Raw genomic sequence first — 26,083 nt, 5'->3', positions numbered from 1 at the left:
AAATTTAATGAAAATGAGTCTCATAAAAATGAAAGGTAACTTTGACAAAAATCAAAAACAATCATCTCGGTGCGCAGTTAAAAAAGCAAAAGTTTTATCAGAACTACGCGACCCGTTTTTTCAAAACAGCGTTAAACATTACTTTTCATATATTTCAGTAAGTAAATTACATAAATAATAGCAGCACACAGATTTCCCTTTAAAAAAAATACACAAAAAATGCGTATTACTTCTCATGCACAGCACGTACAGTGTCCGAAGAGTAGCAACTTAACAGAGCGTTATTGATAAGAAGAAGATTAAAACTGATAACAAAAATTAAAGAGTCCATTACACTCGCCTTCATTTGAAAGTAGTAAGCCGCTTCACATTGCTCATCATAAAGGAGTCACCAGAGGTATTCACTTTGCCGCGTCTGTGATCTGGGCTACAAAACTTGTCTGTTCAGCGTGCCACGTCAAAAACGTGTGTTATCATTCACCCCGTAAATACCTTTCAACTCATACCGAGGCTTTGATGCTGGAGAATGTAATCATCTGATAATCAGTGACTCGACCTTTACAGGCCGGGCTGATTATCAATGCGCCGAAATCGGATGCGGACACCGCTGTGTGTTTGCACGTTTTGCACATGATGATTAACAGGTTCACCAGTATGAATTTATCCCGTCAGGAACAACGTACCTTACACGTTCTCGCCAAAGGTGGTCGGATTGCGCACGTTCGCGATTCATCAGGCCGCGTGACCTCAGTCGAATGCTATAGCCGCGAAGGGCTTCTCCTGAGAGATTGTACTCTCGCCGTCTTCAAAAAACTCAAAACCAAAAAACTGATTAAGTCCGTCAATGGGCAACCTTACCGTATCAACACCACCGGGTTGCTGAACGTTCGCGCCCAACTGGATAACCGCTAAACAAGGAGAAAATCTATGGACATCCCACGTATTTTTACAATTAGCGAAAGCGAGCACCGCATTCATAACCCCTTCACGGCAGAAAAGTACGCCACGCTGGGGCGCGTGGTCAGGCTAGTGCCAGAAATGCACATTCTTGACCTCGGCAGCGGCTCCGGTGAGATGCTTTGCACCTGGGCGCGCGATCATCAGATAACCGGTACTGGCGTTGATTTAAGCCCACTGTTTACCGAGCAGGCTAAAGCGCGTGCGCAGGAGCTGAAGGTGAGTGAACGTGTCAACTTCATCCATCGCGATGCAGCAGGTTATGTGGCGGCTGAACCCTGTGATGTCGCGGCCTGTATCGGCGCTACCTGGATTGCCGGTGGCGTTGAAGGCACGCTGTCCCTTCTGCGCCAAAGCCTGAAACCCGGCGGTATTATGCTTATTGGTGAACCTTTCTGGCGCCAAATGCCAGAATCCGACGCGGTTGCACAGGCGTGCGGAGCAAACGCGACTGAAGATTTCCTGACGCTGCCCGAACGGGTCGGGAGGTTTGATGAGTGCGGCTATGACGTGGTGGAAATGGTTCTGGCCGACCAGGAAGGTTGGGATCGCTATGAAGCGGCGAAATGGCTCACCCTGCGCCGCTGGCTGGAAGCCAACCCGGACGATCCTTTCGCGCCAGAGGTACGCACAATGTTAACTGAATCACCGAAAAGGCATGTCACTTACACCCGCGAATACATCGGCTGGGGCGTTTTTGCCCTGATGCCGAGATAATCCCCCTCCCCAACAAGCCGGGTAACGTGGTTACCCGGCAGCACATACCCACACAAATAAGACGTTTAATTCCTGCCGCATTTGATCACAAATTTGAAACAAATCGCCCTTTTTGTGCACGTTTTATAAAAATGTAGATATTTTTTACTTATGGCTACGAAATGAGCATCACCTTTTCTTCCTGAAACCCTAAGAGGATTGCTTCTGATGAATGCACTGACCGCCGTACATACTAACGCTGTCGATTCAGGCCAGGACTATAGCGGATTCACCCTCACCCCGTCGGCGCAATCCCCGCGCCTGCTGGAACTGACCTTCTCTGAACAGACGACAAAACAGTTTCTTGAACAGGTTGCCGAGTGGCCCGTGCAGGCGCTGGAGTACAAATCGTTTCTGCGTTTTCGGGTAGGCAAGATTCTCGACGATTTGTGTGGAAATGCGTTGCAACCACAGTTGTTGAAGACGCTGCTAAACCGCGCTGAAGGTGCGCTGCTGATCAACGCCGTGGGTATCGATGATGTGAAGCAGGCGGACGAGATGGTGAAGCTGGCAACGGCGGTGGCGCATCTGATTGGCCGTTCCAATTTCGATGCCATGAGCGGCCAGTATTACGCGCGTTTCGTGGTAAAAAATGTCGATAACTCAGACAGCTACCTGCGTCAGCCACACCGCGTGATGGAACTGCACAACGATGGTACCTACGTTGAAGAGATAACCGACTACGTGTTGATGATGAAAATCGATGAGCAAAACATGCAGGGCGGAAACTCGCTGCTGCTGCACCTCGACGACTGGGAACATCTTGAGCACTTTTTCAGCCATCCGCTGGCGCGTCGCCCGATGCGCTTTGCCGCGCCGCCGAGTAAAAACGTCAGCAAAGAGGTCTTCCATCCGGTGTTCGACGTCGATCAGCAGGGTCGCCCGGTGATGCGCTATATCGACCAGTTCGTCCAGCCAAAAGATTTCGAAGAAGGCGTATGGTTGAGCGAGCTTTCCGATGCCATTGAAACCAGCAAAGGCATTCTGTCTGTGCCGGTTCCCGTTGGCAAATTCCTTTTGATTAACAACCTGTTCTGGCTGCACGGTCGTGACCGCTTTACCCCGCATCCGGATCTGCGTCGTGAACTGATGCGCCAGCGCGGCTATTTCGCTTACGCCACTCACCACTACCAGACGCATCAGTAAGCGCAAAGGAATTGAGCGGATGTATGATTTTGTGATTATTGGCGGCGGCATCATCGGCATGTCGACCGCCATGCAACTGATTGATGTTTATCCGGACGCCCGCATTGCGTTGCTGGAAAAAGAGTCCGGCCCCGCCTGCCATCAGACGGGCCACAACAGCGGCGTGATCCATGCCGGGGTTTACTACACCCCCGGCAGCCTGAAGGCGCAGTTTTGCCTGGCGGGGAACCGCGCTACCAAAGCCTTTTGCGATCAAAACGGCATCCGCTATGACAATTGCGGCAAGATGCTGGTCGCCACGTCCACACTCGAAATGGAACGAATGCGCGCGTTATGGGAACGCACAGCGGCGAACGGGATTGAGCGCGAATGGTTAAACGCCGACGAGCTTCGCGAACGCGAACCGAATATCACCGGCCTTGGCGGTATTTTTGTACCCTCCAGCGGCATTGTCAGCTACCGCGACGTGACGGCAGCGATGGCAAAAACCTTCCAGGCCAAAGGCGGCGAGATTATCTATAACGCCGAAATTAGCGCTCTCAATGAGCATAATAACGGCGTGGTGATACGAACCCGTCAGGGCGGCGAATATGAAGCGTCGACGCTGATAAGCTGTTCTGGCCTGATGGCTGATCGGCTGGTGAAAATGCTCGGCCTCGAACCCGGCTTTATCATCTGCCCGTTCCGCGGTGAGTATTTCCGCCTCGCGCCGGAGCATAACCAGATTGTTAACCACCTGATTTACCCCATTCCCGATCCAGCGATGCCCTTTTTAGGCGTTCATCTCACCCGGATGATTGACGGCAGCGTGACCGTCGGGCCAAACGCGGTGCTAGCTTTTAAACGCGAGGGCTATCGCAAGCGCGACTTCTCATTTAGCGACACGCTGGAGATTTTGGGCTCCCCGGGGATTCGCCGGGTACTGCAAAACCATCTACGCTCAGGACTGGGCGAGATGAAAAACTCGCTGTGCAAAAGCGGCTATCTGCGGCTGGTGCAAAAGTATTGTCCCCGGCTTTCGTTAAGCGATCTCCAGCCCTGGCCCGCCGGTGTGCGGGCGCAGGCGGTATCGCCGGACGGCAAGCTGATTGACGATTTTCTGTTTGTCACCACCCCGCGCACGATCCACACCTGCAATGCGCCCTCCCCGGCAGCGACATCAGCAATTCCTATTGGTGCGCATATTGTCAGCAAGGTACAAACGCTGTTGGCAAGCCAGAGTAACCCCGGACGCACGCTGCGAGCGGCCCGTAGTGTGGATGCCTTACACGCCGCCTTTAATCAATAACTTTTGAAAACAGGATGTAGCGATGAAACTTAACGACAGTAACTTATTTCGCCAGCAGGCGTTGATTAACGGGGAATGGCTGGACGCCAACAATGGCGAGGTCATCGACGTCACCAATCCGGCGAACGGCGACAAGCTGGGTAGCGTGCCAAAAATGGGCGCGGAGGAAACCCGCGCCGCTATCGATGCCGCCAACCGCGCCCTGCCCGCCTGGCGTGCGCTCACCGCCAAAGAACGCGCCACCATTCTGCGTAACTGGTTCAATTTGATGATGGAGCATCAGGACGATTTAGCACGTCTGATGACCCTCGAACAGGGTAAACCGCTGGCTGAAGCGAAAGGCGAAATCAGCTACGCCGCCTCCTTTATTGAGTGGTTTGCCGAAGAAGGCAAACGTATTTATGGCGACACCATTCCCGGTCATCAGGCCGATAAACGCCTGATTGTTATCAAGCAGCCGATTGGCGTTACCGCCGCTATCACGCCGTGGAACTTCCCGGCGGCGATGATTACCCGTAAAGCCGGCCCGGCGCTGGCGGCAGGCTGCACCATGGTGCTGAAACCTGCGAGTCAAACACCGTTTTCCGCCCTGGCGCTGGCGGAGCTGGCGATCCGCGCGGGCGTTCCGGCTGGCGTATTTAACGTGGTCACCGGCTCGGCGGGTGCGGTCGGTAACGAACTGACCAGCAATCCGCTGGTGCGCAAACTGTCGTTTACCGGCTCAACCGAAATTGGCCGCCAGTTAATGGAACAGTGCGCAAAAGACATCAAAAAAGTGTCGCTGGAGCTGGGCGGCAACGCGCCGTTTATCGTCTTTGACGATGCCGATCTCGATAAAGCCGTGGAAGGCGCGCTGGCCTCGAAATTCCGCAACGCCGGGCAAACCTGCGTCTGCGCCAACCGCTTGTACGTGCAGGACGGCGTGTATGACCGCTTTGCTGAAAAATTGCAGCAGGCGGTGAGCAAACTCCACATCGGCGACGGGCTGGACAAAGGCGTCACCATCGGGCCGCTGATCGATGAAAAAGCGGTAGCCAAAGTGGAAGAGCATATTGCCGATGCGCTGGAGAAAGGCGCGCGCGTGGTTTGCGGTGGTAAAGCGCACGAGCGCGGCGGCAACTTCTTCCAGCCGACCATTCTGGTGGACGTGCCAGCCAACGCCAAAGTGTCGAAAGAAGAGACGTTTGGCCCCCTCGCCCCACTGTTCCGCTTTAAAGATGAAGCCGATGTGATTGCACAGGCCAACGACACCGAGTTTGGTCTTGCCGCCTATTTCTACGCCCGCGATTTAAGCCGCGTCTTCCGCGTGGGCGAGGCGCTGGAGTACGGCATCGTCGGCATCAACACCGGCATTATTTCCAATGAAGTGGCCCCGTTCGGCGGTATCAAAGCCTCGGGACTGGGTCGTGAAGGTTCGAAGTATGGCATCGAAGATTACTTAGAAATCAAATATATGTGCATCGGTCTTTAACTGGAGAACGCGAATGAGCAGCAATAAAGAGTTAATGCAGCGCCGCAGTCAGGCAGTTCCTCGTGGCGTTGGGCAAATTCACCCAATTTTCGCTGATCGTGCGGAAAACTGCCGGGTGTGGGACGTTGAAGGCCGTGAGTATCTTGATTTCGCGGGCGGGATTGCGGTGCTCAATACCGGGCACCTGCATCCGAAAGTGGTGGCGGCGGTGGAAGCGCAGTTGAAAAAGCTGTCGCACACCTGCTTCCAGGTGCTGGCTTACGAGCCATATCTGGAGTTGTGCGAAATAATGAATCAGAAGGTGCCGGGCGATTTCGCCAAAAAAACGTTGCTGGTAACGACCGGTTCCGAAGCGGTGGAAAATGCGGTGAAAATCGCCCGCGCCGCCACCAAACGCAGCGGCACCATCGCCTTTAGCGGCGCTTACCACGGGCGCACGCACTACACGCTGGCGCTGACCGGCAAGGTGAATCCGTACTCTGCGGGGATGGGGCTGATGCCGGGGCATGTTTATCGCGCGCTTTACCCTTGCCCGCTGCATGGCATCAGTGAAGACGACGCTATCGCCAGTATCCACCGAATTTTTAAAAATGACGCTGCGCCGGAAGATATCGCCGCCATCGTGATTGAGCCCGTTCAGGGCGAAGGCGGTTTCTACGCCGCAACGCCTGCCTTTATGCAGCGTTTACGCGCACTGTGTGACGAGCACGGGATCATGCTGATTGCCGACGAAGTGCAAAGCGGTGCCGGGCGTACCGGCACGCTGTTTGCAATGGAACAGATGGGCGTTGCGCCAGATCTCACCACCTTTGCGAAATCGATCGCAGGCGGCTTCCCGCTGGCGGGCGTCACCGGGCGCGCTGAAGTGATGGATGCTGTCGCACCAGGCGGTCTGGGCGGTACCTATGCGGGTAACCCGATTGCCTGCGTGGCGGCGCTGGAAGTGTTGAAGGTGTTCGAGCAGGAAAATCTGCTGCAAAAAGCCAACGATCTGGGCCAGAAGCTAAAAGACGGATTATTGGCAATCGCCGAAAATCACCCGGAGATCGGCGACGTACGTGGACTGGGGGCGATGATCGCCATCGAGCTGTTTGAAGATGGCAATCACAGTAAACCCAACGCCAAACTTACCGCCGAGATCGTGGCGCGCGCCCGTGACAAAGGGCTGATTCTTCTCTCCTGCGGCCCGTATTACAACGTGCTGCGCATCCTGGTACCGCTCACCATTGAAGACGCTCAGATCCGTCAGGGTCTGGAGATCATCGGCCAGTGTTTTGATGAGGCGAAACAGTAGCACCGCACCCATGCCGGAGGCGACGCTGCGCGTCTTGTCCGGCCTACGGGGATGTAGGTCGGATAAGGCGTTTACGCCGCATCCGACATTCGGCGCACCATGCCGGAGGCGACGCTGCGCGTCTTGTCCGGCCTACGGGTATGTGGGTCGGATAAGGCGTTTACGTCGCATCCGACAATCTGTACGTGAACAGGAATAAATCTATGTCGGCCGGATAAGGCGGAGCCGCTCTCCGGCAAAAAGAACCAATAACAATTAAACGCGTGACCCGACGCGGGAAATGTCGGGGCGCTCTCCCAAGTGACACACTTTCGAGAGGATTCAGGATGGGGCAATCATCGCAACCACATGAGTTAGGCGGCGGGTTGAAATCACGCCACGTCACCATGTTATCTATTGCCGGTGTTATCGGCGCAAGTCTGTTTGTCGGTTCCAGCGTCGCTATCGCCGAAGCGGGCCCGGCGGTCTTACTGGCCTATCTGTTCGCCGGATTACTGGTGGTTATGATTATGCGGATGCTGGCGGAAATGGCGGTTGCCACGCCCGACACCGGCTCATTTTCCACCTACGCCGATAAAGCGATTGGCCGCTGGGCAGGCTATACCATCGGCTGGCTGTACTGGTGGTTTTGGGTACTGGTTATCCCGCTGGAGGCCAACATCGCCGCTATGATCTTGCATTCCTGGGTTCCCGGCATTCCCATTTGGTTATTTTCTCTGGTCATCACCCTCGCCTTAACGGGCAGTAATTTGTTAAGCGTCAAAAACTACGGCGAATTTGAATTCTGGCTCGCGCTGTGCAAAGTCATTGCTATCCTGGCCTTTATTTTCCTTGGCGCAGTCGCAATTAGCGGTTTCTACCCTTACGCTGACGTAAGCGGAATCTCAAGATTGTGGGATAGCGGCGGCTTTATGCCGAACGGTTTTGGTGCAGTTTTAAGCGCGATGCTGATCACCATGTTCTCGTTTATGGGCGCAGAAATTGTCACCATTGCGGCTGCAGAATCCGACACGCCGGAAAAACACATTGTTCGCGCCACCAACTCAGTTATCTGGCGTATCTCTATTTTCTATTTGTGTTCCATTTTTGTCGTTGTGGCACTAATTCCGTGGAATATGCCGGGACTAAAAGCCATCGGTTCTTATCGCTCGGTGCTGGAGTTACTCAATATTCCGCACGCAAAATTAATCATGGACTGCGTGATCTTACTTTCCGTAACCAGTTGCCTGAACTCGGCGCTCTATACCGCATCAAGGATGCTTTACTCCTTAAGCCGTCGTGGGGATGCGCCAGCGGTGATGGGCAAAATCAACCGCAGCAAAACACCGTACGTGGCCGTTTTACTCTCCACCGGTGCGGCATTTTTAACGGTGGTGGTGAACTACTACGCGCCTGCGAAAGTGTTTAAATTCCTGATCGACAGTTCCGGCGCTATCGCTCTGTTGGTTTATTTGGTCATTGCCGTTTCGCAATTGCGGATGCGTAAAATTCTGCTGGCGGAAGGCAGCGAAATTCGCCTGCGCATGTGGCTTTATCCTTGGCTCACCTGGCTGGTGATTGGCTTTATTACCTTTGTCCTGGTGGTGATGCTATTTCGTCCGGCGCAGCAACTCGAGGTCATTTCCACGGGCGTATTAGCGATAGGGATCATCTGTACCGTGCCGATTATGGCGCGTTGGAAAAAACTGGTATTGTGGCAAAAAACACCGCTACACAATACCCGATAGCGTATTATCCCGGCGAAAGCCGGGATTTCTATAAAGGAGCAAGGCCATGACCGCTATTCCTCAACCAACGGCCATTGATGGCTATCGCTGGCTGAAAAACGATATTATTCGCGGCGTTTATCAACCCGATGAAAAGCTACGCATGAGCCTGTTGACCACTCGCTATGGCCTGGGCGTGGGGCCACTACGAGAGGCGCTTTCGCAGCTGGTGGCCGAACGCCTGGTCACGGTGGTGAACCAGAAAGGGTATAACGTCGCTTCCATGTCGGAAAAGGAGTTGCTCGACATCTTCGATGCACGCGCCAACATGGAAGCCATGCTGGTACGTCTTGCCATTGAGCGCGGTGATGACGCCTGGGAAGCTGAAATCCTTGCCCGCGCGCATATGCTCAGCAAACTGGAAGCCAACGACGCCAGTGAAAATATGCTGGATGAATGGGATCGCCGCCATCAGGCGTTCCATACGGCAATTGTCGCCGGCTGTGGTTCACATTATCTGCTGCAAATGCGCGAACGATTATTTGATCTGGCCGCACGCTATCGTTTTATCTGGCTGCGCACAACAGTGCTGTCTGTCGAAATGCTGGAAGATAAACATGACCAGCATCAGCAATTGACCGAGGTAATACTGGCACGTGATGCAGCACATGCCAGTGAATTAATGCGTCAGCATTTACTTACGCCAATTCCGGTGATTCAGCAGGCGATGGCCAGATCCCGTTAAGCAGGTTCAGACATCATCTGGATTAGCGGAATATCTGAGTGCATCGATCAGTAATGCAAATGCAGGTGGATGCTGTTTTCTGCTGGGGTAATAAAGATAATATCCCGAAAAAACAGGACTCCATTCGGATAATACTGTTTCCAGCCGTCCATCGGCAATTTGCTCGCAGATGCTGTCCTCAGGAATAAATGCCAGGCCAAAACCAGACTCGGCAGCATCAATCCGTTCCGCAATAGTGTTGAATGTCAGTTGCCCCTCAACCCTGACTTTTAGAGGTTTACCTGCATTTTCAAACTCCCAATGATACAGCCCGCCAGCAGTGGGAAGCCGCATATTAATACAGCGGTGATGCTGCAGATCGTGTGGCGTATGAGGTTTACCGTATTTCGCGTAATATTCCGCAGAGCCCGCCACAACCAAACGGACATCCGGGCCGATTCTTACCGCGACCATATCCTTGTCGACACTCTCACCCAGGCGCACGCCCGCATCGAAACGCCCATCCACAATATTGACGAAACCATTATCAACGACCAACTCAACATTAATATCGGGATATTCGCGTAAAAATGACTTCAGTTTTGGCCATAACAGATATTTAGCGGCGTGCTCGCCGGCTGAAATGCGGAGATTTCCCGCGGCGACGCCATTTTGTTGAACCAGGCGTTGCAACTCTTCATCCAGTTCGTAAAGTCGGGGTTCAAGACAAGCAATGATTTGCTCTCCTATCTCCGTTGGCGCAACGCTTCGCGTTGTACGCGTTAATAAACGAAGATTAAGCCGCGCCTCCAGTGCCTTCATCGCATGGCTCAACGCAGATTGCGTGACGCCAAGTTTACCTGCTGCTTTGGTAAAGCTGCGCTCTCGCGCAACAGCAAGAAAGAGCTGCAGCTCATTAAAATTTTCTTTAAGCATGGACGAATTCCCTTAACACCGTCATGAGTGAAATCCTATAGTGGCTTCGTCGGTTTACGCATTGTAGCGCCATTATCTTGTGTCACTTCTCTTTTGCGGTAAATAACCATTGCCGGAATCGTTTGAATGAGCAACATGCGTATAATATGACTTGCCATTACAAAACTGGCATTCGCGTTAAGCGCAAGTGCCGCAAAGGACATCGATTCCACGCTTCCTGGAACCCAGGACAGCATTAATAAATAAAAGGGATAATCCAGAAGATGTGCCGCAGTCAATGCCATTATCACCGTCACGCCCAGCCCAATGGTAATGAGCTGCATTGAAGACCAGAGATGGCGCATAAATGCCGTCAACGTAAACGCAATAAAATGATGCCCCAGTAAAATGCCCATTAAGGCCATACTGAACTGATTGAATACATCGGGGAAAAGCACCGTCTGCGATGAAAAAGGATGCAATAGCGCCGCACAAAGTAATGAGGTAATCATAAAAGGTGCGGGGAAATGAACGCGTTCAAGGCACTTGCCCAACACATAGCCTGCCAGGACGATACCCAGTAACCAGAGTATATTAGTCGCGGTAAACAATACAGGCGACATGGCCGTAGGGGTGTGCGCGCCACCGCTAATATATCCGGCAAATAAAGTCAGTGTGATGAGCCGCAAAGAGTGCGAAATGATAATTTTTTGCGGTGGCGTTTTTATGTGGGAAGCCAACGCTAAAACCGCTGCCATTGCTCCAGGAACCGCACCTAATAGCGCTTCTTCCTTACTCCAGCGTAATCGATGAATACACCACAAATAGCATGCGGTAAACTGTAAGAATAAGCACAGCAATAAGAACATCAGTAAAAATGCGATATTTCCTTGCACCCCAAAAGAAAAATCGCGAAATAAAAGGCCAATCGACGTGCCAAGAGAGAGTTGAATCACCGTCATGCTGCCAGGCAGCACGGGTACAGAAAGGCCGGTACGTTTTAACACCAGCACGGTAATCAGGGGGCCAAACATCATACCTAACGGAACGTTGCAATAGGTAAATCCCAACCCGACTAGGATACAAAGAACAAAACCGACTAACAATTTCATACGCCTTTTCTCCTGGCAAGCGGGAATGTGGAATTCTTAGTGAACAGTTTCGTTCACCCAAAGGGTATTTTCAGCAACCCATTGGGTCAATGCATCAAGATTTTCTTTGACTTCCCGGCTGGACTCCGCTTTAACAATAGCACTTACGATCTCGCCATTTGTTAACTTCATCATGTCATATTGACGACCAATAACACCGGTTGCCCGATATTTAACCACAAAGGGTAACGGACATTTTTCCGCAATAGAGAGAAGCGTACCCTGCGCAGGCGGCACATTTAATTGACCGACCCGTAGAACAGGTTGTCTTTGGGACAAGTCCTGTGGGTAGATATCGCATAGAGACGCTTTAAGCCAGGTCATACGAGGATCAAGACCAAACGCGGCGCCTAATTCTTCATTGACAAAACAGCCACCTAACCGGCAGGCAAGTTCACCAAAAATAATGTTGTTATCTTTATCAACAAAAACCTCAAGATGAAGCAATGCATTTTCTTCCGTTGGAAAAACCTCTTCCGCAAGATATTGGGTGTAGGCGATCAGTTTACGATGCAGAGGCGTGTCATCTTCCATCACCAGACCTAACGTTTTCCCGGACAGGAAATCCAGGCAGGAGACGGTCGCGCGGGATGCGGAAATAAATATCGGTTTACCTTTTAAATACAGCGCATTAATTTGATAGGCTTCGCCTTCGACAAATTTTTCAATAAGCAGATTGTGATACTCTGACGGCTTAACCTGCGCCAGATATTTATAAAGCTGCCCTTCATTTTTGAGAACTACGACACCCTGTGATCCACGCCCATCATTAGGTTTGATCACGCAGGGATATCCTTGTTCGGCAATAAATCGCGCCATCGCCGTCGCACTGTCAACGCGCGCCATAGCGGGAACTGTCAACTGATGAGACTGAACAAGTGATTTCATCATAAATTTATCGCGGAAAAACATGGCTTTTTTTTCACGATCGTGAGTTAAACCCAGACGATCGCTGATTCTCGCGGCTCTCAGAACATCGATTTCAGCGAGAAAAAAGATACCCGTTGCGTTATTAGCCTGGGCGTAGTGATAAATATCCATTTCCACAAAGGGATTATCATTGAAATTTTCATAAAAAAGGAAAGAGAATCCCTCCCCCATATGATTTAGAATATCATCGGTCTGGCTTGCGCACGTCGCGATCAAAACCGGGGTCACGGCTTGTAATGATTGCCACTCTTCCCGTGAGTGCTGAAAAATAATTTTTGGTGGGCACAGTAAGATATTCATTGTTTTTCCCCTTCAACATCAAATGTAATAACAAAAACATCCCGATAACCTTTTCCCGGCAACAAAGGAACTACTGCCGCGGTATAATGTTGATAATTTACATCATTGAATATGACTGCATCACCCGCATGCAGTTTGAACGTAGATGCGTCATTACCACCATCGTGATTAGGAATAAGCGTGGTTTCACCACCGGTCACATTCTCAATTTCACTGCAATAAATTGCGATGTACTTAAATCCATCTTTATGAATTCCTTCTGGCGCCGGATAGCCTGGTCTGCGGTCATCTGTAGTTATTCGTATCTGATGAATACCTATGTTGTAGGTGGTGTCAGGAAGCAGTGGCAAAAGCTTACGAAACACCAGATTCATGACCTCTTCAGCAACGTCTTTTTTTATTTCAGGGTATTTTCTTGCAATCCCACCGGCGTAATGATTCAGCTTTTCCGTTTGAAAAAACTCTCCCGCTGCGCAGAGATCAAAATACTTTTCGCGTCCGGCCCTGGCCTGCATGTAACTTCTGAATCGAAAAATACCATCTTCAGCTTTAAGCCACGGATCGGGTAATAATTCATCAAAACTATTTTTGACTTTCGCGGAAGACTCCCCCAGCCGAATATGATGATAAGCGTGCATAAATAACATCCTTTAAACAATAGGTTGAGCAGTCTATTAATAAGATATGAAATGCATATCCAACAATAAATAATATTGAAGACTTTTTTATACTGACCATCAGTGGGAAAAAGTAAGGAGGCACGCTCCTTACTTTTAAAATACACTATTTGCTTTTTTTACGTAATTCTGTAACCGGCACGCCACCAATACCCCAGTTATCCGTTTCTACCTCATCAATGACCACAATGGTGGTACTGGGGTTTTTATTCAGAACATCAACCAAAAGCTGTGTTACCCCCTCCATTAACTGTTTCTTTTGCTGATCGGTAGCACCTTCATTAGTGATCTTGATGTTTACGTAGGGCATATTAACTCCTGTTTTTAGATAATTGTTGACATTGCACCAAGATAAACAAGGGCAAAGAGATTAAACGACAGAACATAACCGTAGTGCATTTTAAAACTCGTATTACTGGGTGACACATTCAGGCTGTTCGCAGCGAAAATAGCATTTATCGACACGGGAGAGATAAGCTGAGTGGCAATAAACAAGCAAATCCATATCTGATAATCAACCATTCCCCCTGTCAGATAATCGGAAAATATTGACCATGAAACGCTAAAGATAATCAGAGGATGGATACCTAATAAACCGAAAAGCGGGACAATGAACAAAATAATCGCGTAGATCTCAAACGTTGTCAGGCCGCCTACATAAGCAGTAATACCTGCCGGCACATGGGCAAAAAGCAGCCAGCAAACTGAGGTCAACACACTGCAGCTTAAAAGCAACAATACCTCACCGGATATATTCTGTGCTGTTTCCGTTAATTGTTCAGCCCACGATCTATCCTTTTTAACCAGATGATCGACAACAAAAAGTACGATTGCAGTAAAGGCAATACTTTGCAATGAATTGAGATTCAGCGCCGTTAATGAAAAAATGAATCCCCCCCAGAACAGACCTACACACAGCAGGATATAGCGCATTCCATCACGGCTGGGTTTCAGCGTCTCGTTTTCAGTGATGACCGTCACTTTTGCCCGTTGGTTGAGCAGGATACTGAATAAAAAGAGAGGGATACCCACAAGCATTGCCTTAACATGCGGTACGTCCGGCATTGCCGCCCAAACGGTGGCAGCGCCGATGGTTGTTGGCATCAGTACCATCGTAATGCATACGGTGCGGGTAATAATCTTTGCCAGATTGCGTCCTGGCCCAAGAACTGACTTGAGACCATCGAGGAGTAATGAGATTGCCCCAAGACTCATCGGCCATGTTAAGAAAGCCGTCAATAAGGTCACCCAGAAAGTCAGGTTCGATGTCTTTTTACGCGAAAAATACGCCCCCAGTACAGCCGTAAAATTTAGAGAAGCCATGACGTGACGTAATAAGGCAATACCAACAAGCAGTAAAATCACATCAAAATATCGCGAAAAAATTGCAGGAAGCGCAATGCCTTGCAGGTTGTTTGTCGCGAGAATAAACACCATCGAGCAGAGAAAAATAATCAAACCACTTCGGGCGGAGGATTTTTTTAACCAGAAAGCAGCGGTAGATGCGAAATAGAGCACGGCGGTAACGCCCGCAATGACCGGCATCGCTGCATGTTTATTCATCAGCGCACAAGCGAGCAGAAACACCAGCAAGGATGTTATCGCTAACGCAGATTGCAATGATTGCCACGTCTTGCCACGGGCCTGGATTTGCTCAGTCTGCATTTATCACAACCTCAGACTGAACATGGCGCACCGTCATTTGATGATACATATCTGCGACACAACGGCCTGCATCGACCAGGAATCTTGAATTTACCAGCGGACGTGGCAGGACGTAGGTGTAAAAATTCGCCCCTTCAGCAGGGTTACCCAGCACCCAGAAAGTCGTCTGCGCTTCCCCCATACGGTTAACAGGATGCTGGCATTGATCGATATCCAGCCCCCCTGGGTGGTACCCCTCATTCATAAATGGACGAACGATACCCGTGGCTGTCATATTTCTGATTAACGGTGAAGCATCATGTAGCGGCGAAAAACTGGCAATTTTCGCCTTAATTAAAACATCAGCCTGAATCTCAGTACTCTCTTCTTTGAAAGTTGAATGAACTTCAAATTTTCCATCGCAGTCATTTAACACTAACCTTGCATCTTTACCGCCGGCCAGACACACCACATTCGCTTCCATTAACGCTAATAATTGTTCATTTCTTAACTTCGGTGGGCCAACGGCAATGCGGTTAAAAATAGGATTAAAATGCTCAAGAAAATATTGATGTGACCGAGAATCTAGTCCCGAATTATCAATCGCTTCTCGTAAAATATCCCTGACATCACGAATGATGTCTGTCGCTGCTTTGATTGGGCCATGGACATTGCCCTCCGCAGACTCCTGCAGATCCTTACGCAAGAAATACATAAACCATTGCGTATAATCTTTTAAACTCAAATGTTCCTGCGATTGGTGTGGATAAAGCACACTGTCGATGACGGCGATGTCATCAGCGCTCGGTTCATAAGTGCCTGCATCTAACCACTGGCCATTGAGAGTTGAACGGTAGGCATAACACATTTCTTTATGCAATAAAGGGAAAACTTGTTCAATAAAATCGATTTTTGAAGATCCTTTCGCAAGCACATTTTTCACCCGCAATTCTCTGATAGCCATTGCCGTTAAGAAGCGTGGTGAGTATTGCCCGGAGACGCCTTTTTGATTCTCACCGCGGCTGCTAAAAGGAAGAGCCTGACGCGAATAGATAAAGATACCCGGCTCCTTTCCTGAAGGGTGATAGCGGAGTTCACCGTCCTCCCGGCAAAAGCGCCCCCCTCTGCCAATCGTTAATTGCGAAATAACATCATAGGCAGTCAACCCAATACCCTGAACAATCACATTCGATTCTGCTGTTATTTTATCCAGGTTGTTTACTGGGTAAGGCGTCGCATAGTAGTCCAGGCGTTCATTTTTCTTAAAATTATTGGCAATAAAGCGTTCGACAAGATGATCGTCAAACGTTTTAACATTGTCGCTGTGACCTGTGGTCAGATAAACATAATCGACCACCACGCGCTGGGTATCTTCTAAAATGATTACGGACTTCTCGTCGTCCTGAATCAAAATATTTCTGGCTGGCTGATTTATCTGGGTGACCGAGATATTTTCAGGCAAGGTGTTGATAATTACATGATAAAACCAATTTAAGTATTCACCTAACAATCGACGAGGTAAATAATCGTTAGCCTGAATGGGTTTGCCTGCCACATTTTTAAAAAAACGGCCATCAACGTTTTTATAGCCTTGCTCATTGGCCCACTGATGAAAACAGGGCCCTGAACGGAAAGGCCCGGCATTTTTTACCGTTGCATCACCAAATAATGTTATCTGGCAGGCAACGGTGTTAACTAATAAATGGTCGGGCTGTGATAAGCTGTGGGCGCCCACCCCCATGGCATTTTTATCAATGATAACAATATCGATATGTCCATTCTGTTTTTGTTGTGCATACTGGGCACAAATTCTTTCCAGAATACTTAGCCCCCGAGGCCCCATTCCAATAATAGCAACGGTCGTTTTTTTCATTCTTTGCTCCAACTTTGAGAGTATTTAACTTTGCTGTGTTGAACATAGCTAATCCCTGCTGCGATAAATAACGCGCAAGCGCCAGATAATATTGAAATAGTCATTCCATTTTTGTTGTTCTGAAACGCACTTACGATCAAAGGCCCGGCAATTTGCCCAATGCCATAGGTGAGTGTAACCAGCCCAAGAAGATTAATTTTCTGTGGAGCAGAAATCTTTTTCGCGAGTGGCATCACCAGAGAACTGGTACCCATGAAGGTTGCGCCGAAGCCAATACAGCTTAAGGTTAATAAAAACGGCGAGTGGATAAACGAGGCCATCACAACACAACTCGCCTGTACAATTAAGTTAACGCTCAGGCAGGACAATATGCTCCACTTACGTGCGGCCCATAACCAACCATAGCATCCGGGAATAACGGCGAGGCCAACAATAGACCAGATATGGTTGGCCAGAAATTCATTACCCACGCCTCTGGCCATTAAAGGGAGATAAGTCGCCACAATGATATAACCGAAACCGGCCAGGCCATATAGCAATGCTAAATTCCACCACTGAATATTCGGCTCAGATGAGGAAGCTGCTTTCTGAGGAGGCAGTACGTGTTTGTTTGCCGGCAGTAAGATAATCAGCGCAAGGAAAAGGACAGCGGAAATGATGGATGCGCCGATCCATAGCAGTTTTGAATTTAATGCATAGGCGATACCGGCTATCACATATTCGTTGCCGATAAAAATACCCACTCCGACGCCGGCAAACAAAGAAGCAATGACAAACGGATTATGGGTATGCTGTAACATAAGCATCGATCCGAATATCATCATGCCTGCGCTGGCAACACCGGCAATAAATCGAATAACAATCACTATATCAGGGTGCGTGACCACAGCCATCGCAAAAATAAGCAGCCCGGTGACCAACGCAGCACAAATTAACATCCCTTTGATATTCTTCAGGCCGCCAAAAATACCAAAAGAGAACAGGAGGCTGCCAACCAGGTATCCGGCATAATTCGCGCTGGCAATCAACGATAATTGCGAAAAACTAAAAATGCCTTCATGCAACATAACCGGTAGCATCGGCGTATATAAAAACCGACCAATTCCCATGCCCAGTGTTAAAACGATCATACCGAAGACAGCCGTGCTGAACTGGCGATGGCCAGTAACATTGTGATCAAGATCCATTTTTCAGGCTCAATATGTCAATCAGATTTGATTGTTATGTTACATAAAGAAATGATAATAAAAAGTTAATAAAAATGACGAAAACCTTCACTTTGAGTAACAGATACGATGAACAGTACCTCATTAAATTTGTTTAAAACTGTCGCGGAAACCGGCTCTATCACCGCTGCAGCCCGTAGCCTGCACTGCGTTTCATCAAACGTCACGACGCGGCTCAAACAACTGGAGTCCAGCCTGGATGTGTCGTTGTTCATTCGTGAGAAAAACCGGCTGCACATCACCCCTGAAGGTGAACTGCTGCTGCGTTATGCCAACAAAATCCTCGCGCTGTTAGACGAAGCCGAATTGTCTATGCAGGGAACAAAAGCCGCAGGCCCACTACGCATTGGCGCAATGGAAACCACGGCCGCCGTCAGGCTTCCTGCTTTGCTGGCTAACTTTCATCGTGAAATGCCCTCTGTTGAACTGAACTTAAAAACGTCACCGACAGATGTGTTGGTTCAGCAGATCCTGAATAGTGAACTTGAAATCGCCTTCGTCGCTGACCATCAGGCGTTGCACATGGACAATTCCAGGCTACAAACGCAGGTGCTGTGTCAGGAAACACTGGTGTTAGTTACCGCCGCCGAGCATGGTCATGTCGTCACGGGAGCCGACCTTGAAGTGACAAGGCCACTCGTCTTTGTAAAAGGATGTAATTATCGTTCGCGGCTGGGGCAATGGTTGCGGCTGCAAAATATCGATTATGCCGAACCGCTGGAGTTTGGTTCTTTTCAGGCAATTCTTGGCTGCGTAAGCGCCGGAATGGGTATTGCATTATTACCTGAAAGCGTTGTGAAACAGTATGAAGCGAGTTTTCCCATTCGCTGCCACTCTATTTCACCGCACATCGGCAACGTTAATACCATGATGATATGGCTGAAAAATCGTGAGGTTAGCCGGGTATTGAATTGCTTTGTATCCTTTGTTTCATCCCATTAAGGTGTTTCGCAACTTTATAGCGCCCTGGAAGTATTTAGGTTGGTAAATCGTCTGTACGGTTCTATAGTCGTTACAGTCTTTCAGTTACAGGATTTACTAATGCGCTTTAATGGACTTACTAAAGGTTTCTTTCTCTTCATTCTGGCCCTGGTGACATGGGCCTTCTTCGATGTACTGTCCCCCTATTTTTCCGCCATTTTATGGGCTGCCGTGTTAACGGTTATTTTTTATCCGGTAAAAAATAAATTACGCGATGCGATGGGGGATCGTAACGGGCTGGCCTCACTGCTCACGCTGGTGATTATTTGTCTTATCGTCTTCATCCCGTTAATGATCATTTTGTCATCGCTGGCGTTTGAATTGAATGTGGTTTACACCAAACTCCAGCAGAACAATACCCAGTTCCCGGAAGTGGTGGCCGCCCTCTTCTCGCATCTCCCCGATTGGGCGCGTGGGTTCCTGACGGAGCATAATCTGGATGATGCCGCACAGATCCAGAAAAAATTGTCAGAAGCCGCTTTGCAGGGTGGGCAATATCTCGCGGGTAGCGCTTTCCTGATAGGTAAAGGCACATTTGGCTTCGCCATCAGCTTCGGCATCATGCTGTATCTGCTCTTTTTCCTGCTTAAAGATGGGCCGTATCTGGTGAATCAGATTCTGGACTCACTGCCGCTTTCCGACTTTGTGAAACAGCATCTGTTCGCAAAATTTGTCGGTGTGTCGCGCGCAACCGTAAAAGGTACGGCGGTTGTCGCCATTGTTCAGGGCGCATTGGGTGGTATTGCATTTGCTATCGTCGGTATTGACGGCAGTATCTTATGGGGCGCGCTGATGGCCTTTTTGTCGCTGGTACCCGCTGTGGGATCGGCTATCGTTTGGGTGCCGGCGGCGATATATTTGTTCGCGACCCACCAGCTGTGGCAAGCCCTGTTTATTATTGGTTTCTTTGTGATAATCGTCGGCCTGGTTGATAATATTTTGCGTCCGATTCTGGTTGGTAAAGACACCAAAATGCCCGATTATCTGATTCTGATTTCTACGCTGGGTGGCATGGAAATGTACGGTATTAATGGTTTCGTCATCGGCCCCTTAATTGCCGCCCTGTTCCTTGCCAGTTGGAATCTTTTCTCTGGTCGCGATCATGAAGGTAACGCGGAGGAGCTTGATGAGGCGTTTATTGAGGAAGGGAAAAAAGGGCCGGATTTGTAATGGATGAGGATATCGGCGGTTTGGGCCGCCGATATTCATGAAACAGAGAGAGTGCTGAAACATGGCTATATTCAAAAGAAAGAGACGTCAGGAATGCTCAGGTGATTTTTCGAATAAACTGTTGCTCCGTAATGATACTTCCCCACTGGTCGCCTTCCCATTCTTTGGACAATTTAAAACCAAATGATTCATACAATCGTATTGCCGCTGTCAGTTTGTTAAATGTCCATAGCTGTACCGAAGAGAACCTCTGCTCGACACAAAATGACATCGCCTCTGCAATGAGTTTTCTACCCAGTCCACTGCCACGACATCCATCGTCGAGGATGAACCAACGCAGATGCGCGTCGTTATTTCCCAGATCCTCACCGTCGATGGCTACCGAGCCGACGATTCTGTCGTTTACCATTGCCAACCAAATCTGGTTGCAGGGTTTATCCAGACGGGCAGAAAAATCAGCAAGGCCCGCAGCAACCTTCGATTCAAAAATAATGCCGAAGTTATGCTCCCTTGCATAATAGACGCCATGCATTTCAGCAATGCGACCGATCATTCCTGGATAGTACCCCGTGACAATTTTGACACTATTGCTTGCGTTGACGTCCGTGTTTTCGCGGCTAGCCTTCAGGGCGCAGGCATAGGATGAAAGCCCCTGCGAGGTCGTTATTTGGGTAAATGGGGCCAACTTTTTGAGTGCGGCGATGACACGGTCGTCAGCGTAAGCATTGATGGTCTGGACAGTCACTCTCCCCTTTTCGGTGAGATTTAACAGTTTCGTCCTCGCATCTTCGGCGGAAGGTCTTTCTTCCAGTTCGCCGGCTTTGACAAGCTTTGCGAGCATGCGACTCACGCTGGATTTCTCCAGTCCCAGAATCTGTACCAACTGAGCCGCTGATATCGCCCCATGCGTTTCAACTTCCAGCAGGGCGTGAACGGCGGAAGGAGGATAATCCGTCGCCGCCAGCGTCTGGTTCATAAAACCCAGCTCGCGCACCATTAAACGAGAAGCTTCACGTACATTTTTTATGGTCTGCAATTCTGGATTCATTCACATTACCCTTGCTTATATAGTTGCATTATACAACCATTTAAACAGGAAGTCTGTCAATCTTTTACTCTCTTTCAGCGCCTTGCTCATGTCTGTCACCCGATTCTGGCTTCGTTTTTAGGGGCGCACTAATGCGCAGCGCGCTTCAAGTTTATCAAGGAAGATGAACAAAGCCGCATTCATTTCACCGTAATCATGTGCCCGAAGTTTCTCCACCGTATCGACAAAACGATATTCACTGGACCGACTCAGCTCCGATGCTGAATGGGCAATAAGTTGTTCAACGACTTCCAGCGTTAGCTCCAAATGGCACTGAAAACCGTAAACGCGATCGGAATAAGCCACAATCTGGCGTGGACACCCTTCACTGTAAGCCATAATGACCGCATCAGCCGTCAGGCCAGGCATATCGTTATGCCAGTGCCCCACCTCGAGCATGGGGCCAAAATGACTGAACATCTCGCTCTTGCTTCCATCCTTCGTCAGATAAACCGGGAATTTGCCAATCTCTTTCTCCGGGCTGTGCGCAAAAGGCGCACCAAGCGCTTCGCCAATCAATTGCGAGCCTAAACACACTCCGATTACGGCGCTTCCTGATCTGATAACAGAAGCAATAAAGGCTTGTTCACTTTTTGCATCAAAATGGGCGCATTCGTCAGTCGTCACGCTCGGATCCTGCGGGCCGCCCATCACAATCAACAAATCAATGTCACCGTTATTCGTTGGGAGTTTTTCACCCGCATAAAGGCGCGAATAAGTGACGTCATGCCCCTTCTTTCTTGCCCACGTTTCATAAGCGCCTGGTGCCTCAAAACTCTCGTGAACGATGAAGTGAACTCTCATTTGCATATGCTCCTGTAATACTTATGATAATTATGAATACCACCTCAGCGAGCCAGTCTGATTCTGGCTCAGGGGGATGACGCCATCATCATAAGCGCAGGAGTTGAATCTTAAATGCCAGGAAGTATAGATAAAACGCCAAGGCATGATGAACGTGTTGGCTGGTCCGGCACGGCAATACACTATCAGCGCGGCGAGTCAGATCCCCCTCATCATCATCTTGAAGGGCAGTTACTGTTTGCTTCCAGAGGCGTGATGCTCGTTGAAACCGAAGGTCATCGCTGGGTCATACCGCCGCAGCGCGCATTATGGCTTCCGCCCCTGCAAATCCACAGCTATCACCTGTTATCACAAACAGACCTGCAATCGGTCTATTTCAGCAGTAGTCTTATCGCCGAGTGTACGAACTTCACAAAAAGTCACGATGTGCATGTCATAACCGCCACGCCTCTGGTGAAAGAACTCATTCAGGGAATCTTTAGCCAGGAATATAACGGATCGAGCCAACGAAAAATGGCGCTGCTACTTCTGGAAATTTTAAGTGAGGCGGCCCCTTTAGCCACGGAACTTCCCATGCCGCGTGATGAACGGTTGTTCTGTGCAACTCAGGAATTGTTGGTTAACCATCGCTGGGAAGCGGCAATGAGCGACCTGGCGTATATCGCTAATATGTCCGAACGCACATTCTCACGGCTTTTTATCAAGGATACCGGGTTCAGCTTCAGAACATGGAAGCAACGTGCCAGAGTTTGCGCGTCATTGGATCTTCTCGCAAACGGCATCCCTGTAAAGCAGGTCGCTTATCAGCTTGGCTTCTCATGCCCAGCCGCGTTTTCCGCCGCCTTTCGGGCCATTATAGGTAAAACGCCAGGGCATTTTTTGCCATAAGAATCGAATATCTTACTCTGCCTGCCAGTAAAGCGGTGAACCGAACGCGTCAATGTAGTAATCGATAATTGCCCGAACGTTTAATGGTGGATGGCGGGCATGTGGATAAATTGCCGCGATGTGCTGCGGCTCCGTTTTTATGGACGTGTCCAGCTCCGGCAGCAGCCCGACAAGCTCACCGCTCTTCAGGCGGTCTCCAATCAGCCAGTCAGGAAACAGCACAATCCCCATTCCCCCAAGGGCAGCAATCAGCAGCGATTCAGCATTATTGGATGACATCAGGGGCGAGACAGGATAGTGCACCCACTCCTCGCCATGCCTGCGCAGTAGCCAGCGGTTTGGCCCTGATGAGCCGCTATAGACCAAGCATTTATGACGTGCGAGCTCGTCAGGTGAATCAGGCATGCCGTGTCGGCGGATGTAATCCGGTGACGCGGCAAGATGATAGAACTGCTGGCCAAACACGCGCGCATGAAATGAGGAATCCTTCAGCGCGCCAATCCGGAAAATGACGTCAGCCGCCTCCCGATGCGGATCAATGTAATCATCAGTCAGCGTAAGCTCAATGTTAAGCCTCGGATAGCGTTCCATCAGGCGGGGTAACGCGGGGGCTACATGGCGCTGTCCAAAGAATACAGGGGCGTTTATGCGAACCATTCCGGAAGGCTCAAGCGTTCTCTCGTTGAGTTCCCGCCGGGCCTCCTCCAGGCTACCCGTCATCGCGCGCGCATAGCGGATAAAAAGATGGCCACTTTCCGTCGGGATAATAGCCCGGGTATTGCGGTAAAAGAGCTGCTGCCCGAGCGCATCCTCCATTTGATGGATGACGCGCGATACCTGAGAGGCGGATATCCCCTCCCGCCGCGCCACCACAGAGAAATTCTGCGTTTCATAAACGTCAATAAAAATCAGCAGCGCACGAATACTGATGTTACCAGCCTCATTCATTGATGCATATCCTGCATAAGTGTTTATCTCATTATTGCATTTTTATCATTCATGTTAAGACGTAATCTTCTCCGCCAGGACAATGGGAGACTGATTGCTATGCAACTGATATTAATTTTTATCGTTATTGCCGGAGGCATGGGACTGTCCATAGAGGCAGGATTGCTCGGGCCACTTGCCGGGGAGGTCGGTGACCTCTGGGCCACCTTTAGTGTCTTTGGCGTGGGTGCGGCGCTGACCTTTCTGCTGATGCTTTTTTTCAGCCCGCGTAATAGCCCTTCATTCTTTGCCCAGCCATCATGGCAGTTGCTGGGCGGGGTACTTGGGCCGATTTATGTCATTATCCTGACCGTGGCAACGCCGGTAATCGGTATCGCCATGACGATGATCGGCATACTGGCAGGCCAGGTCTTCAAGAGCCTGATAATTGACCACTTCGGCCTGCTCGGTACGCCGCACAGGGAAATTGACAGAAAACGTATCATCGCGCTGATTTTCATCATTGCGGCGCTAGTTATGGTTGCACAGGGGTAAGTAACAGTATGACGCTTATTATGATTCTTCTCGCCGTCGCCGGGGGTGCCATGCTGAGTATCCAGGCGGCTATCAACGGCCAATTGGGCAGCAAGGTCGGCGTATTCAAAAGCGCGTTCCTGACATTTTCAGTCGGAGCGCTGGTGACAGGGCTGCTTATCTTCTTCTTCGAACCCAAACACGCCCTGACCCTGATGGACGTGCCTAAATGGCAGCTGCTGGGGGCAATGTTTGGCGTGCCGTATATCGTCATTATGGTACTGGCTGTCCAGCGCATTGGCGCAGCGGTTGCCACGGTCGCCGTCATTTTTGGCCAACTATCGATGAGCATGCTGATCGATAGCTTCGGCTGGCTGGGCAATGCGCCGATTCCGTTCTCGATGAGCCGACTCGGCGCCATCGTCTGCCTGGGTATGGCGTTGTTCTTCATCTACTCCAGCAGCAAGCTGAAAGCCGCACCGGCGAAAAAGCCCCAGCAGCAGGTAGCCAGTTCAACCTGTTCAGAGGGATGTAGCAGGGTATAGAGGAAAAATTGTTCCGATGATTTCGCCTGCATTCGGTATTCAAAAGCGTGGAGTGTCGAGAGGGGTTACCCGGACATTATCCGGGCAACCACAATTCATATTTCATCACCCGCATCCTCATCGACAATCCCCGCCACTCTTTCTGCCAGGAAAGAGAGCAGTACTCGCGTTACCGCGCTATTCTGTCGATGTTTGGGATACAGTGCGCTGAGGGTGAGATGCGGGGGTGAACATTCCGCTAATATTTGTACCAGTGAGCCCTGACGCAGCGACTCTTCCACAATAAAGGTGGGTAGCAGCGCCACGCCGACACCAGCTTCGGCGGCGTCACGGATCACTTCACCATTATTACTGCTCAGGCTGCCTTTTACCGCAAAGGTATTGACCGCCCCATCCGATTTTAATTTCCAGCCGAGTTGTCCTTCGCGCCCGTATAACAGGCAATTATGCTGACTTAAATCGTCACATGAGCGCGGCGTGCCGTGTACCTTCAGGTAGTCCGGGCTGGCGCAGAGCACCATTGCCAGTTTACCCAGACAGCGGGCAATCAGCGTGGAATCCATCAGGTTGCCAATACGCAACACCATATCGTAGCCCTCGCCGACCACATCGACATAATGATCGCTCATATCGATATGCATCGCTAATTCCGGATGCGCGGACTGAAACTCCACGACCAGCGGCGCCAATCGTCGCACACCATAAATCATTGGCAGGCTGATACGATAAGAGCCCGTCAGTTTTTGCTGACGGGCGGAAATAACCTGTTCGGCTTCTTGAACTTCTTCGAGAATACGCTGTGCATGATGAAAAAAAACCTGCCCGGTATCGGTGACAGACAGTTTTCGCGTATTGCGTACCAGTAAACGGGCGGCAACTTTTTTCTCCAGTGCCGCCATGCGCCGGCTGACATATTGTTTCGACAGCTGCAAATGTTCCGCCGCTGCCGTAAAGCTTCCCATATTCACAATTGTGACAAATATTCGGATATCTTCTAACTGCATTCTTCCACCAACGGTACGGGATGCTCACTACATCAGGCCATCAACGCTAATCATTGTAAGTGCCAGCGCGTCAGGTTGCACGTCT

The 26,083-nt window shown here is 49.9% G+C and carries 25 protein-coding genes; 13 read left to right on the top strand and 12 right to left on the bottom strand.

The window, feature by feature from the left end:
- Positions 1-654: 654 nt before the first annotated feature.
- The 8 genes from DBY68_RS19070 (at position 655) to csiR (ending at position 9,363) form a co-directional block, all read left to right on the top strand.
- Positions 655-912, top strand: coding sequence for a YjhX family toxin (locus tag DBY68_RS19070; RefSeq protein ID WP_108474676.1), 258 nt, complete (start codon positions 655-657; stop codon positions 910-912).
- 15 nt (positions 913-927) lie between these two features.
- Positions 928-1,674, top strand: a complete 747-nt coding sequence (locus DBY68_RS19065) for a class I SAM-dependent methyltransferase (protein WP_108474497.1) — start codon at positions 928-930, stop codon at positions 1,672-1,674.
- A 207-nt stretch (positions 1,675-1,881) separates the two neighbouring features.
- Positions 1,882-2,859, top strand: a complete 978-nt coding sequence (gene glaH / locus DBY68_RS19060; protein ID WP_108474498.1) for a glutarate dioxygenase GlaH — start codon at positions 1,882-1,884, stop codon at positions 2,857-2,859.
- 19 nt (positions 2,860-2,878) lie between these two features.
- A complete protein-coding gene (gene lhgO / locus DBY68_RS19055) occupies positions 2,879-4,147 on the top strand; it encodes an L-2-hydroxyglutarate oxidase (protein WP_108474499.1) in 1,269 nt (422 codons plus the stop codon).
- 22 nt (positions 4,148-4,169) lie between these two features.
- The gene (gene gabD, locus DBY68_RS19050) at positions 4,170-5,618 is read left to right on the top strand and encodes an NADP-dependent succinate-semialdehyde dehydrogenase (protein WP_108474500.1); all 1,449 of its coding nucleotides are present in this window, start codon (positions 4,170-4,172) and stop codon (positions 5,616-5,618) included.
- Between the two features lie 13 nt (positions 5,619-5,631).
- The gene (gene gabT / locus DBY68_RS19045) at positions 5,632-6,912 is read left to right on the top strand and encodes a 4-aminobutyrate--2-oxoglutarate transaminase (protein ID WP_108474501.1); all 1,281 of its coding nucleotides are present in this window, start codon (positions 5,632-5,634) and stop codon (positions 6,910-6,912) included.
- Between the two features lie 326 nt (positions 6,913-7,238).
- On the top strand, positions 7,239-8,639 hold the full coding sequence (gabP, locus tag DBY68_RS19040; RefSeq protein WP_108474502.1) for a GABA permease: 1,401 nt from the start codon (positions 7,239-7,241) through the stop codon (positions 8,637-8,639).
- Between the two features lie 46 nt (positions 8,640-8,685).
- Positions 8,686-9,363, top strand: a complete 678-nt coding sequence (csiR, locus tag DBY68_RS19035; protein ID WP_108474503.1) for a DNA-binding transcriptional regulator CsiR — start codon at positions 8,686-8,688, stop codon at positions 9,361-9,363.
- Between the two features lie 6 nt (positions 9,364-9,369).
- Here the strand turns inward: csiR and DBY68_RS19030 are convergent, their stop codons facing one another.
- The 8 genes from DBY68_RS19030 to DBY68_RS18995 form a co-directional block, all read right to left on the bottom strand.
- Positions 9,370-10,278: a LysR family transcriptional regulator gene (locus DBY68_RS19030; protein WP_108474504.1), complete on the bottom strand. Its 909-nt coding sequence runs from the start codon at positions 10,276-10,278 to the stop codon at positions 9,370-9,372.
- A gap of 35 nt (positions 10,279-10,313) precedes the next feature.
- Positions 10,314-11,369, bottom strand: a complete 1,056-nt coding sequence (locus DBY68_RS19025) for an AbrB family transcriptional regulator (protein WP_108474505.1) — start codon at positions 11,367-11,369, stop codon at positions 10,314-10,316.
- A 36-nt stretch (positions 11,370-11,405) separates the two neighbouring features.
- Positions 11,406-12,638, bottom strand: coding sequence for an ATP-grasp domain-containing protein (locus DBY68_RS19020; protein WP_108474506.1), 1,233 nt, complete (start codon positions 12,636-12,638; stop codon positions 11,406-11,408).
- Positions 12,635-13,276, bottom strand: coding sequence for a 2OG-Fe dioxygenase family protein (locus DBY68_RS19015; protein ID WP_108474507.1), 642 nt, complete (start codon positions 13,274-13,276; stop codon positions 12,635-12,637). Before DBY68_RS19015 ends, DBY68_RS19020 begins: the two co-directional genes overlap by 4 nt.
- Before the next feature lie 145 nt (positions 13,277-13,421).
- On the bottom strand, positions 13,422-13,625 hold the full coding sequence (locus tag DBY68_RS19010) for a 4-oxalocrotonate tautomerase family protein (protein WP_108474508.1): 204 nt from the start codon (positions 13,623-13,625) through the stop codon (positions 13,422-13,424).
- A gap of 14 nt (positions 13,626-13,639) precedes the next feature.
- Complete coding sequence (locus tag DBY68_RS19005) at positions 13,640-14,980, bottom strand: hypothetical protein (RefSeq protein WP_108474509.1); 1,341 nt, start codon at positions 14,978-14,980, stop codon at positions 13,640-13,642.
- Positions 14,970-16,832 (bottom strand): FAD/NAD(P)-binding protein, encoded by a 1,863-nt coding sequence (locus DBY68_RS19000; RefSeq protein WP_108474510.1) that lies wholly within the window; start codon positions 16,830-16,832, stop codon positions 14,970-14,972. The genes DBY68_RS19005 and DBY68_RS19000 overlap by 11 nt, the downstream gene beginning before the upstream one ends.
- Positions 16,829-18,019 carry an MFS transporter gene (locus tag DBY68_RS18995; RefSeq protein WP_108474511.1) on the bottom strand — a complete coding sequence of 397 codons (1,191 nt, stop codon included), beginning with the start codon at positions 18,017-18,019 and terminating at the stop codon, positions 16,829-16,831. The genes DBY68_RS19000 and DBY68_RS18995 overlap by 4 nt, the downstream gene beginning before the upstream one ends.
- Before the next feature lie 108 nt (positions 18,020-18,127).
- Between DBY68_RS18995 and DBY68_RS18990 the strand changes: the two genes are divergently transcribed.
- Together DBY68_RS18990 and DBY68_RS18985 are read left to right on the top strand one after the other, a co-directional pair.
- On the top strand, positions 18,128-19,000 hold the full coding sequence (locus DBY68_RS18990) for a LysR family transcriptional regulator (protein WP_108474512.1): 873 nt from the start codon (positions 18,128-18,130) through the stop codon (positions 18,998-19,000).
- A 99-nt stretch (positions 19,001-19,099) separates the two neighbouring features.
- Positions 19,100-20,209 (top strand): AI-2E family transporter, encoded by a 1,110-nt coding sequence (locus tag DBY68_RS18985; RefSeq protein WP_108474513.1) that lies wholly within the window; start codon positions 19,100-19,102, stop codon positions 20,207-20,209.
- A 97-nt stretch (positions 20,210-20,306) separates the two neighbouring features.
- Here DBY68_RS18985 and DBY68_RS18980 read toward each other — a convergent pair whose 3' ends face one another.
- Together DBY68_RS18980 and DBY68_RS18975 are read right to left on the bottom strand one after the other, a co-directional pair.
- A complete protein-coding gene (locus DBY68_RS18980) occupies positions 20,307-21,257 on the bottom strand; it encodes a bifunctional helix-turn-helix transcriptional regulator/GNAT family N-acetyltransferase (protein ID WP_108474514.1) in 951 nt (316 codons plus the stop codon).
- Between the two features lie 117 nt (positions 21,258-21,374).
- Positions 21,375-22,100, bottom strand: a complete 726-nt coding sequence (locus tag DBY68_RS18975; RefSeq protein WP_108474515.1) for a type 1 glutamine amidotransferase — start codon at positions 22,098-22,100, stop codon at positions 21,375-21,377.
- A 114-nt stretch (positions 22,101-22,214) separates the two neighbouring features.
- Between DBY68_RS18975 and DBY68_RS18970 the strand changes: the two genes are divergently transcribed.
- The gene (locus DBY68_RS18970; RefSeq protein WP_108474516.1) at positions 22,215-22,988 is read left to right on the top strand and encodes a helix-turn-helix transcriptional regulator; all 774 of its coding nucleotides are present in this window, start codon (positions 22,215-22,217) and stop codon (positions 22,986-22,988) included.
- 12 nt (positions 22,989-23,000) lie between these two features.
- Here DBY68_RS18970 and DBY68_RS18965 read toward each other — a convergent pair whose 3' ends face one another.
- Positions 23,001-23,936 carry a LysR family transcriptional regulator gene (locus DBY68_RS18965; protein WP_108474517.1) on the bottom strand — a complete coding sequence of 312 codons (936 nt, stop codon included), beginning with the start codon at positions 23,934-23,936 and terminating at the stop codon, positions 23,001-23,003.
- 99 nt (positions 23,937-24,035) lie between these two features.
- Between DBY68_RS18965 and DBY68_RS18960 the strand changes: the two genes are divergently transcribed.
- Both DBY68_RS18960 and DBY68_RS18955 read left to right on the top strand, forming a co-directional pair.
- Complete coding sequence (locus tag DBY68_RS18960) at positions 24,036-24,470, top strand: DMT family transporter (protein ID WP_108474518.1); 435 nt, start codon at positions 24,036-24,038, stop codon at positions 24,468-24,470.
- An 8-nt stretch (positions 24,471-24,478) separates the two neighbouring features.
- The gene (locus tag DBY68_RS18955) at positions 24,479-24,994 is read left to right on the top strand and encodes a DMT family transporter (RefSeq protein ID WP_108474519.1); all 516 of its coding nucleotides are present in this window, start codon (positions 24,479-24,481) and stop codon (positions 24,992-24,994) included.
- A 95-nt stretch (positions 24,995-25,089) separates the two neighbouring features.
- On the opposite strand, the gene DBY68_RS18950 is transcribed toward DBY68_RS18955, so the two are convergent.
- The gene (locus DBY68_RS18950) at positions 25,090-25,998 is read right to left on the bottom strand and encodes a LysR family transcriptional regulator (protein WP_108474520.1); all 909 of its coding nucleotides are present in this window, start codon (positions 25,996-25,998) and stop codon (positions 25,090-25,092) included.
- Between the last annotated feature and the right edge of the window lie 85 nt (positions 25,999-26,083).

The sequence above is a fragment of the Pseudocitrobacter sp. RIT415 genome, assembly GCF_003057695.2.
In the GTDB taxonomy this organism is placed as follows: Bacteria; Pseudomonadota; Gammaproteobacteria; order Enterobacterales; family Enterobacteriaceae; genus Pseudocitrobacter; species Pseudocitrobacter faecalis.
Note: the sequence above shows the minus strand (reverse complement) of the source record. Positions and strands in the feature narration are given on the sequence as shown.

What these genes read in the sequence shown, in the direction of transcription:
- DBY68_RS19025 (WP_108474505.1), bottom strand. Translation starts at nt 11,369, where the DNA reads ATGAAATTGTTAGTCGGTTTTGTTCTTTGTATCCTAGTCGGGTTGGGA.
- lhgO (WP_108474499.1), top strand. Translation starts at nt 2,879, where the DNA reads ATGTATGATTTTGTGATTATTGGCGGCGGCATCATCGGCATGTCGACC.
- DBY68_RS19000 (WP_108474510.1), bottom strand. Translation starts at nt 16,832, where the DNA reads ATGAAAAAAACGACCGTTGCTATTATTGGAATGGGGCCTCGGGGGCTA.
- DBY68_RS19070 (WP_108474676.1), top strand. Translation starts at nt 655, where the DNA reads ATGAATTTATCCCGTCAGGAACAACGTACCTTACACGTTCTCGCCAAA.
- DBY68_RS19015 (WP_108474507.1), bottom strand. Translation starts at nt 13,276, where the DNA reads ATGCACGCTTATCATCATATTCGGCTGGGGGAGTCTTCCGCGAAAGTC.
- csiR (WP_108474503.1), top strand. Translation starts at nt 8,686, where the DNA reads ATGACCGCTATTCCTCAACCAACGGCCATTGATGGCTATCGCTGGCTG.
- gabP (WP_108474502.1), top strand. Translation starts at nt 7,239, where the DNA reads ATGGGGCAATCATCGCAACCACATGAGTTAGGCGGCGGGTTGAAATCA.
- DBY68_RS18965 (WP_108474517.1), bottom strand. Translation starts at nt 23,936, where the DNA reads ATGAATGAGGCTGGTAACATCAGTATTCGTGCGCTGCTGATTTTTATT.
- DBY68_RS19010 (WP_108474508.1), bottom strand. Translation starts at nt 13,625, where the DNA reads ATGCCCTACGTAAACATCAAGATCACTAATGAAGGTGCTACCGATCAG.
- glaH (WP_108474498.1), top strand. Translation starts at nt 1,882, where the DNA reads ATGAATGCACTGACCGCCGTACATACTAACGCTGTCGATTCAGGCCAG.
- DBY68_RS18985 (WP_108474513.1), top strand. Translation starts at nt 19,100, where the DNA reads ATGCGCTTTAATGGACTTACTAAAGGTTTCTTTCTCTTCATTCTGGCC.
- DBY68_RS18975 (WP_108474515.1), bottom strand. Translation starts at nt 22,100, where the DNA reads ATGAGAGTTCACTTCATCGTTCACGAGAGTTTTGAGGCACCAGGCGCT.
- DBY68_RS18960 (WP_108474518.1), top strand. Translation starts at nt 24,036, where the DNA reads ATGCAACTGATATTAATTTTTATCGTTATTGCCGGAGGCATGGGACTG.
- DBY68_RS19065 (WP_108474497.1), top strand. Translation starts at nt 928, where the DNA reads ATGGACATCCCACGTATTTTTACAATTAGCGAAAGCGAGCACCGCATT.
- DBY68_RS19005 (WP_108474509.1), bottom strand. Translation starts at nt 14,980, where the DNA reads ATGCAGACTGAGCAAATCCAGGCCCGTGGCAAGACGTGGCAATCATTG.
- DBY68_RS19020 (WP_108474506.1), bottom strand. Translation starts at nt 12,638, where the DNA reads ATGAATATCTTACTGTGCCCACCAAAAATTATTTTTCAGCACTCACGG.
- DBY68_RS19030 (WP_108474504.1), bottom strand. Translation starts at nt 10,278, where the DNA reads ATGCTTAAAGAAAATTTTAATGAGCTGCAGCTCTTTCTTGCTGTTGCG.
- DBY68_RS18995 (WP_108474511.1), bottom strand. Translation starts at nt 18,019, where the DNA reads ATGGATCTTGATCACAATGTTACTGGCCATCGCCAGTTCAGCACGGCT.
- DBY68_RS18970 (WP_108474516.1), top strand. Translation starts at nt 22,215, where the DNA reads ATGCCAGGAAGTATAGATAAAACGCCAAGGCATGATGAACGTGTTGGC.
- DBY68_RS18950 (WP_108474520.1), bottom strand. Translation starts at nt 25,998, where the DNA reads ATGCAGTTAGAAGATATCCGAATATTTGTCACAATTGTGAATATGGGA.
- DBY68_RS18955 (WP_108474519.1), top strand. Translation starts at nt 24,479, where the DNA reads ATGACGCTTATTATGATTCTTCTCGCCGTCGCCGGGGGTGCCATGCTG.
- gabT (WP_108474501.1), top strand. Translation starts at nt 5,632, where the DNA reads ATGAGCAGCAATAAAGAGTTAATGCAGCGCCGCAGTCAGGCAGTTCCT.
- DBY68_RS18990 (WP_108474512.1), top strand. Translation starts at nt 18,128, where the DNA reads ATGAACAGTACCTCATTAAATTTGTTTAAAACTGTCGCGGAAACCGGC.
- gabD (WP_108474500.1), top strand. Translation starts at nt 4,170, where the DNA reads ATGAAACTTAACGACAGTAACTTATTTCGCCAGCAGGCGTTGATTAAC.
- DBY68_RS18980 (WP_108474514.1), bottom strand. Translation starts at nt 21,257, where the DNA reads ATGAATCCAGAATTGCAGACCATAAAAAATGTACGTGAAGCTTCTCGT.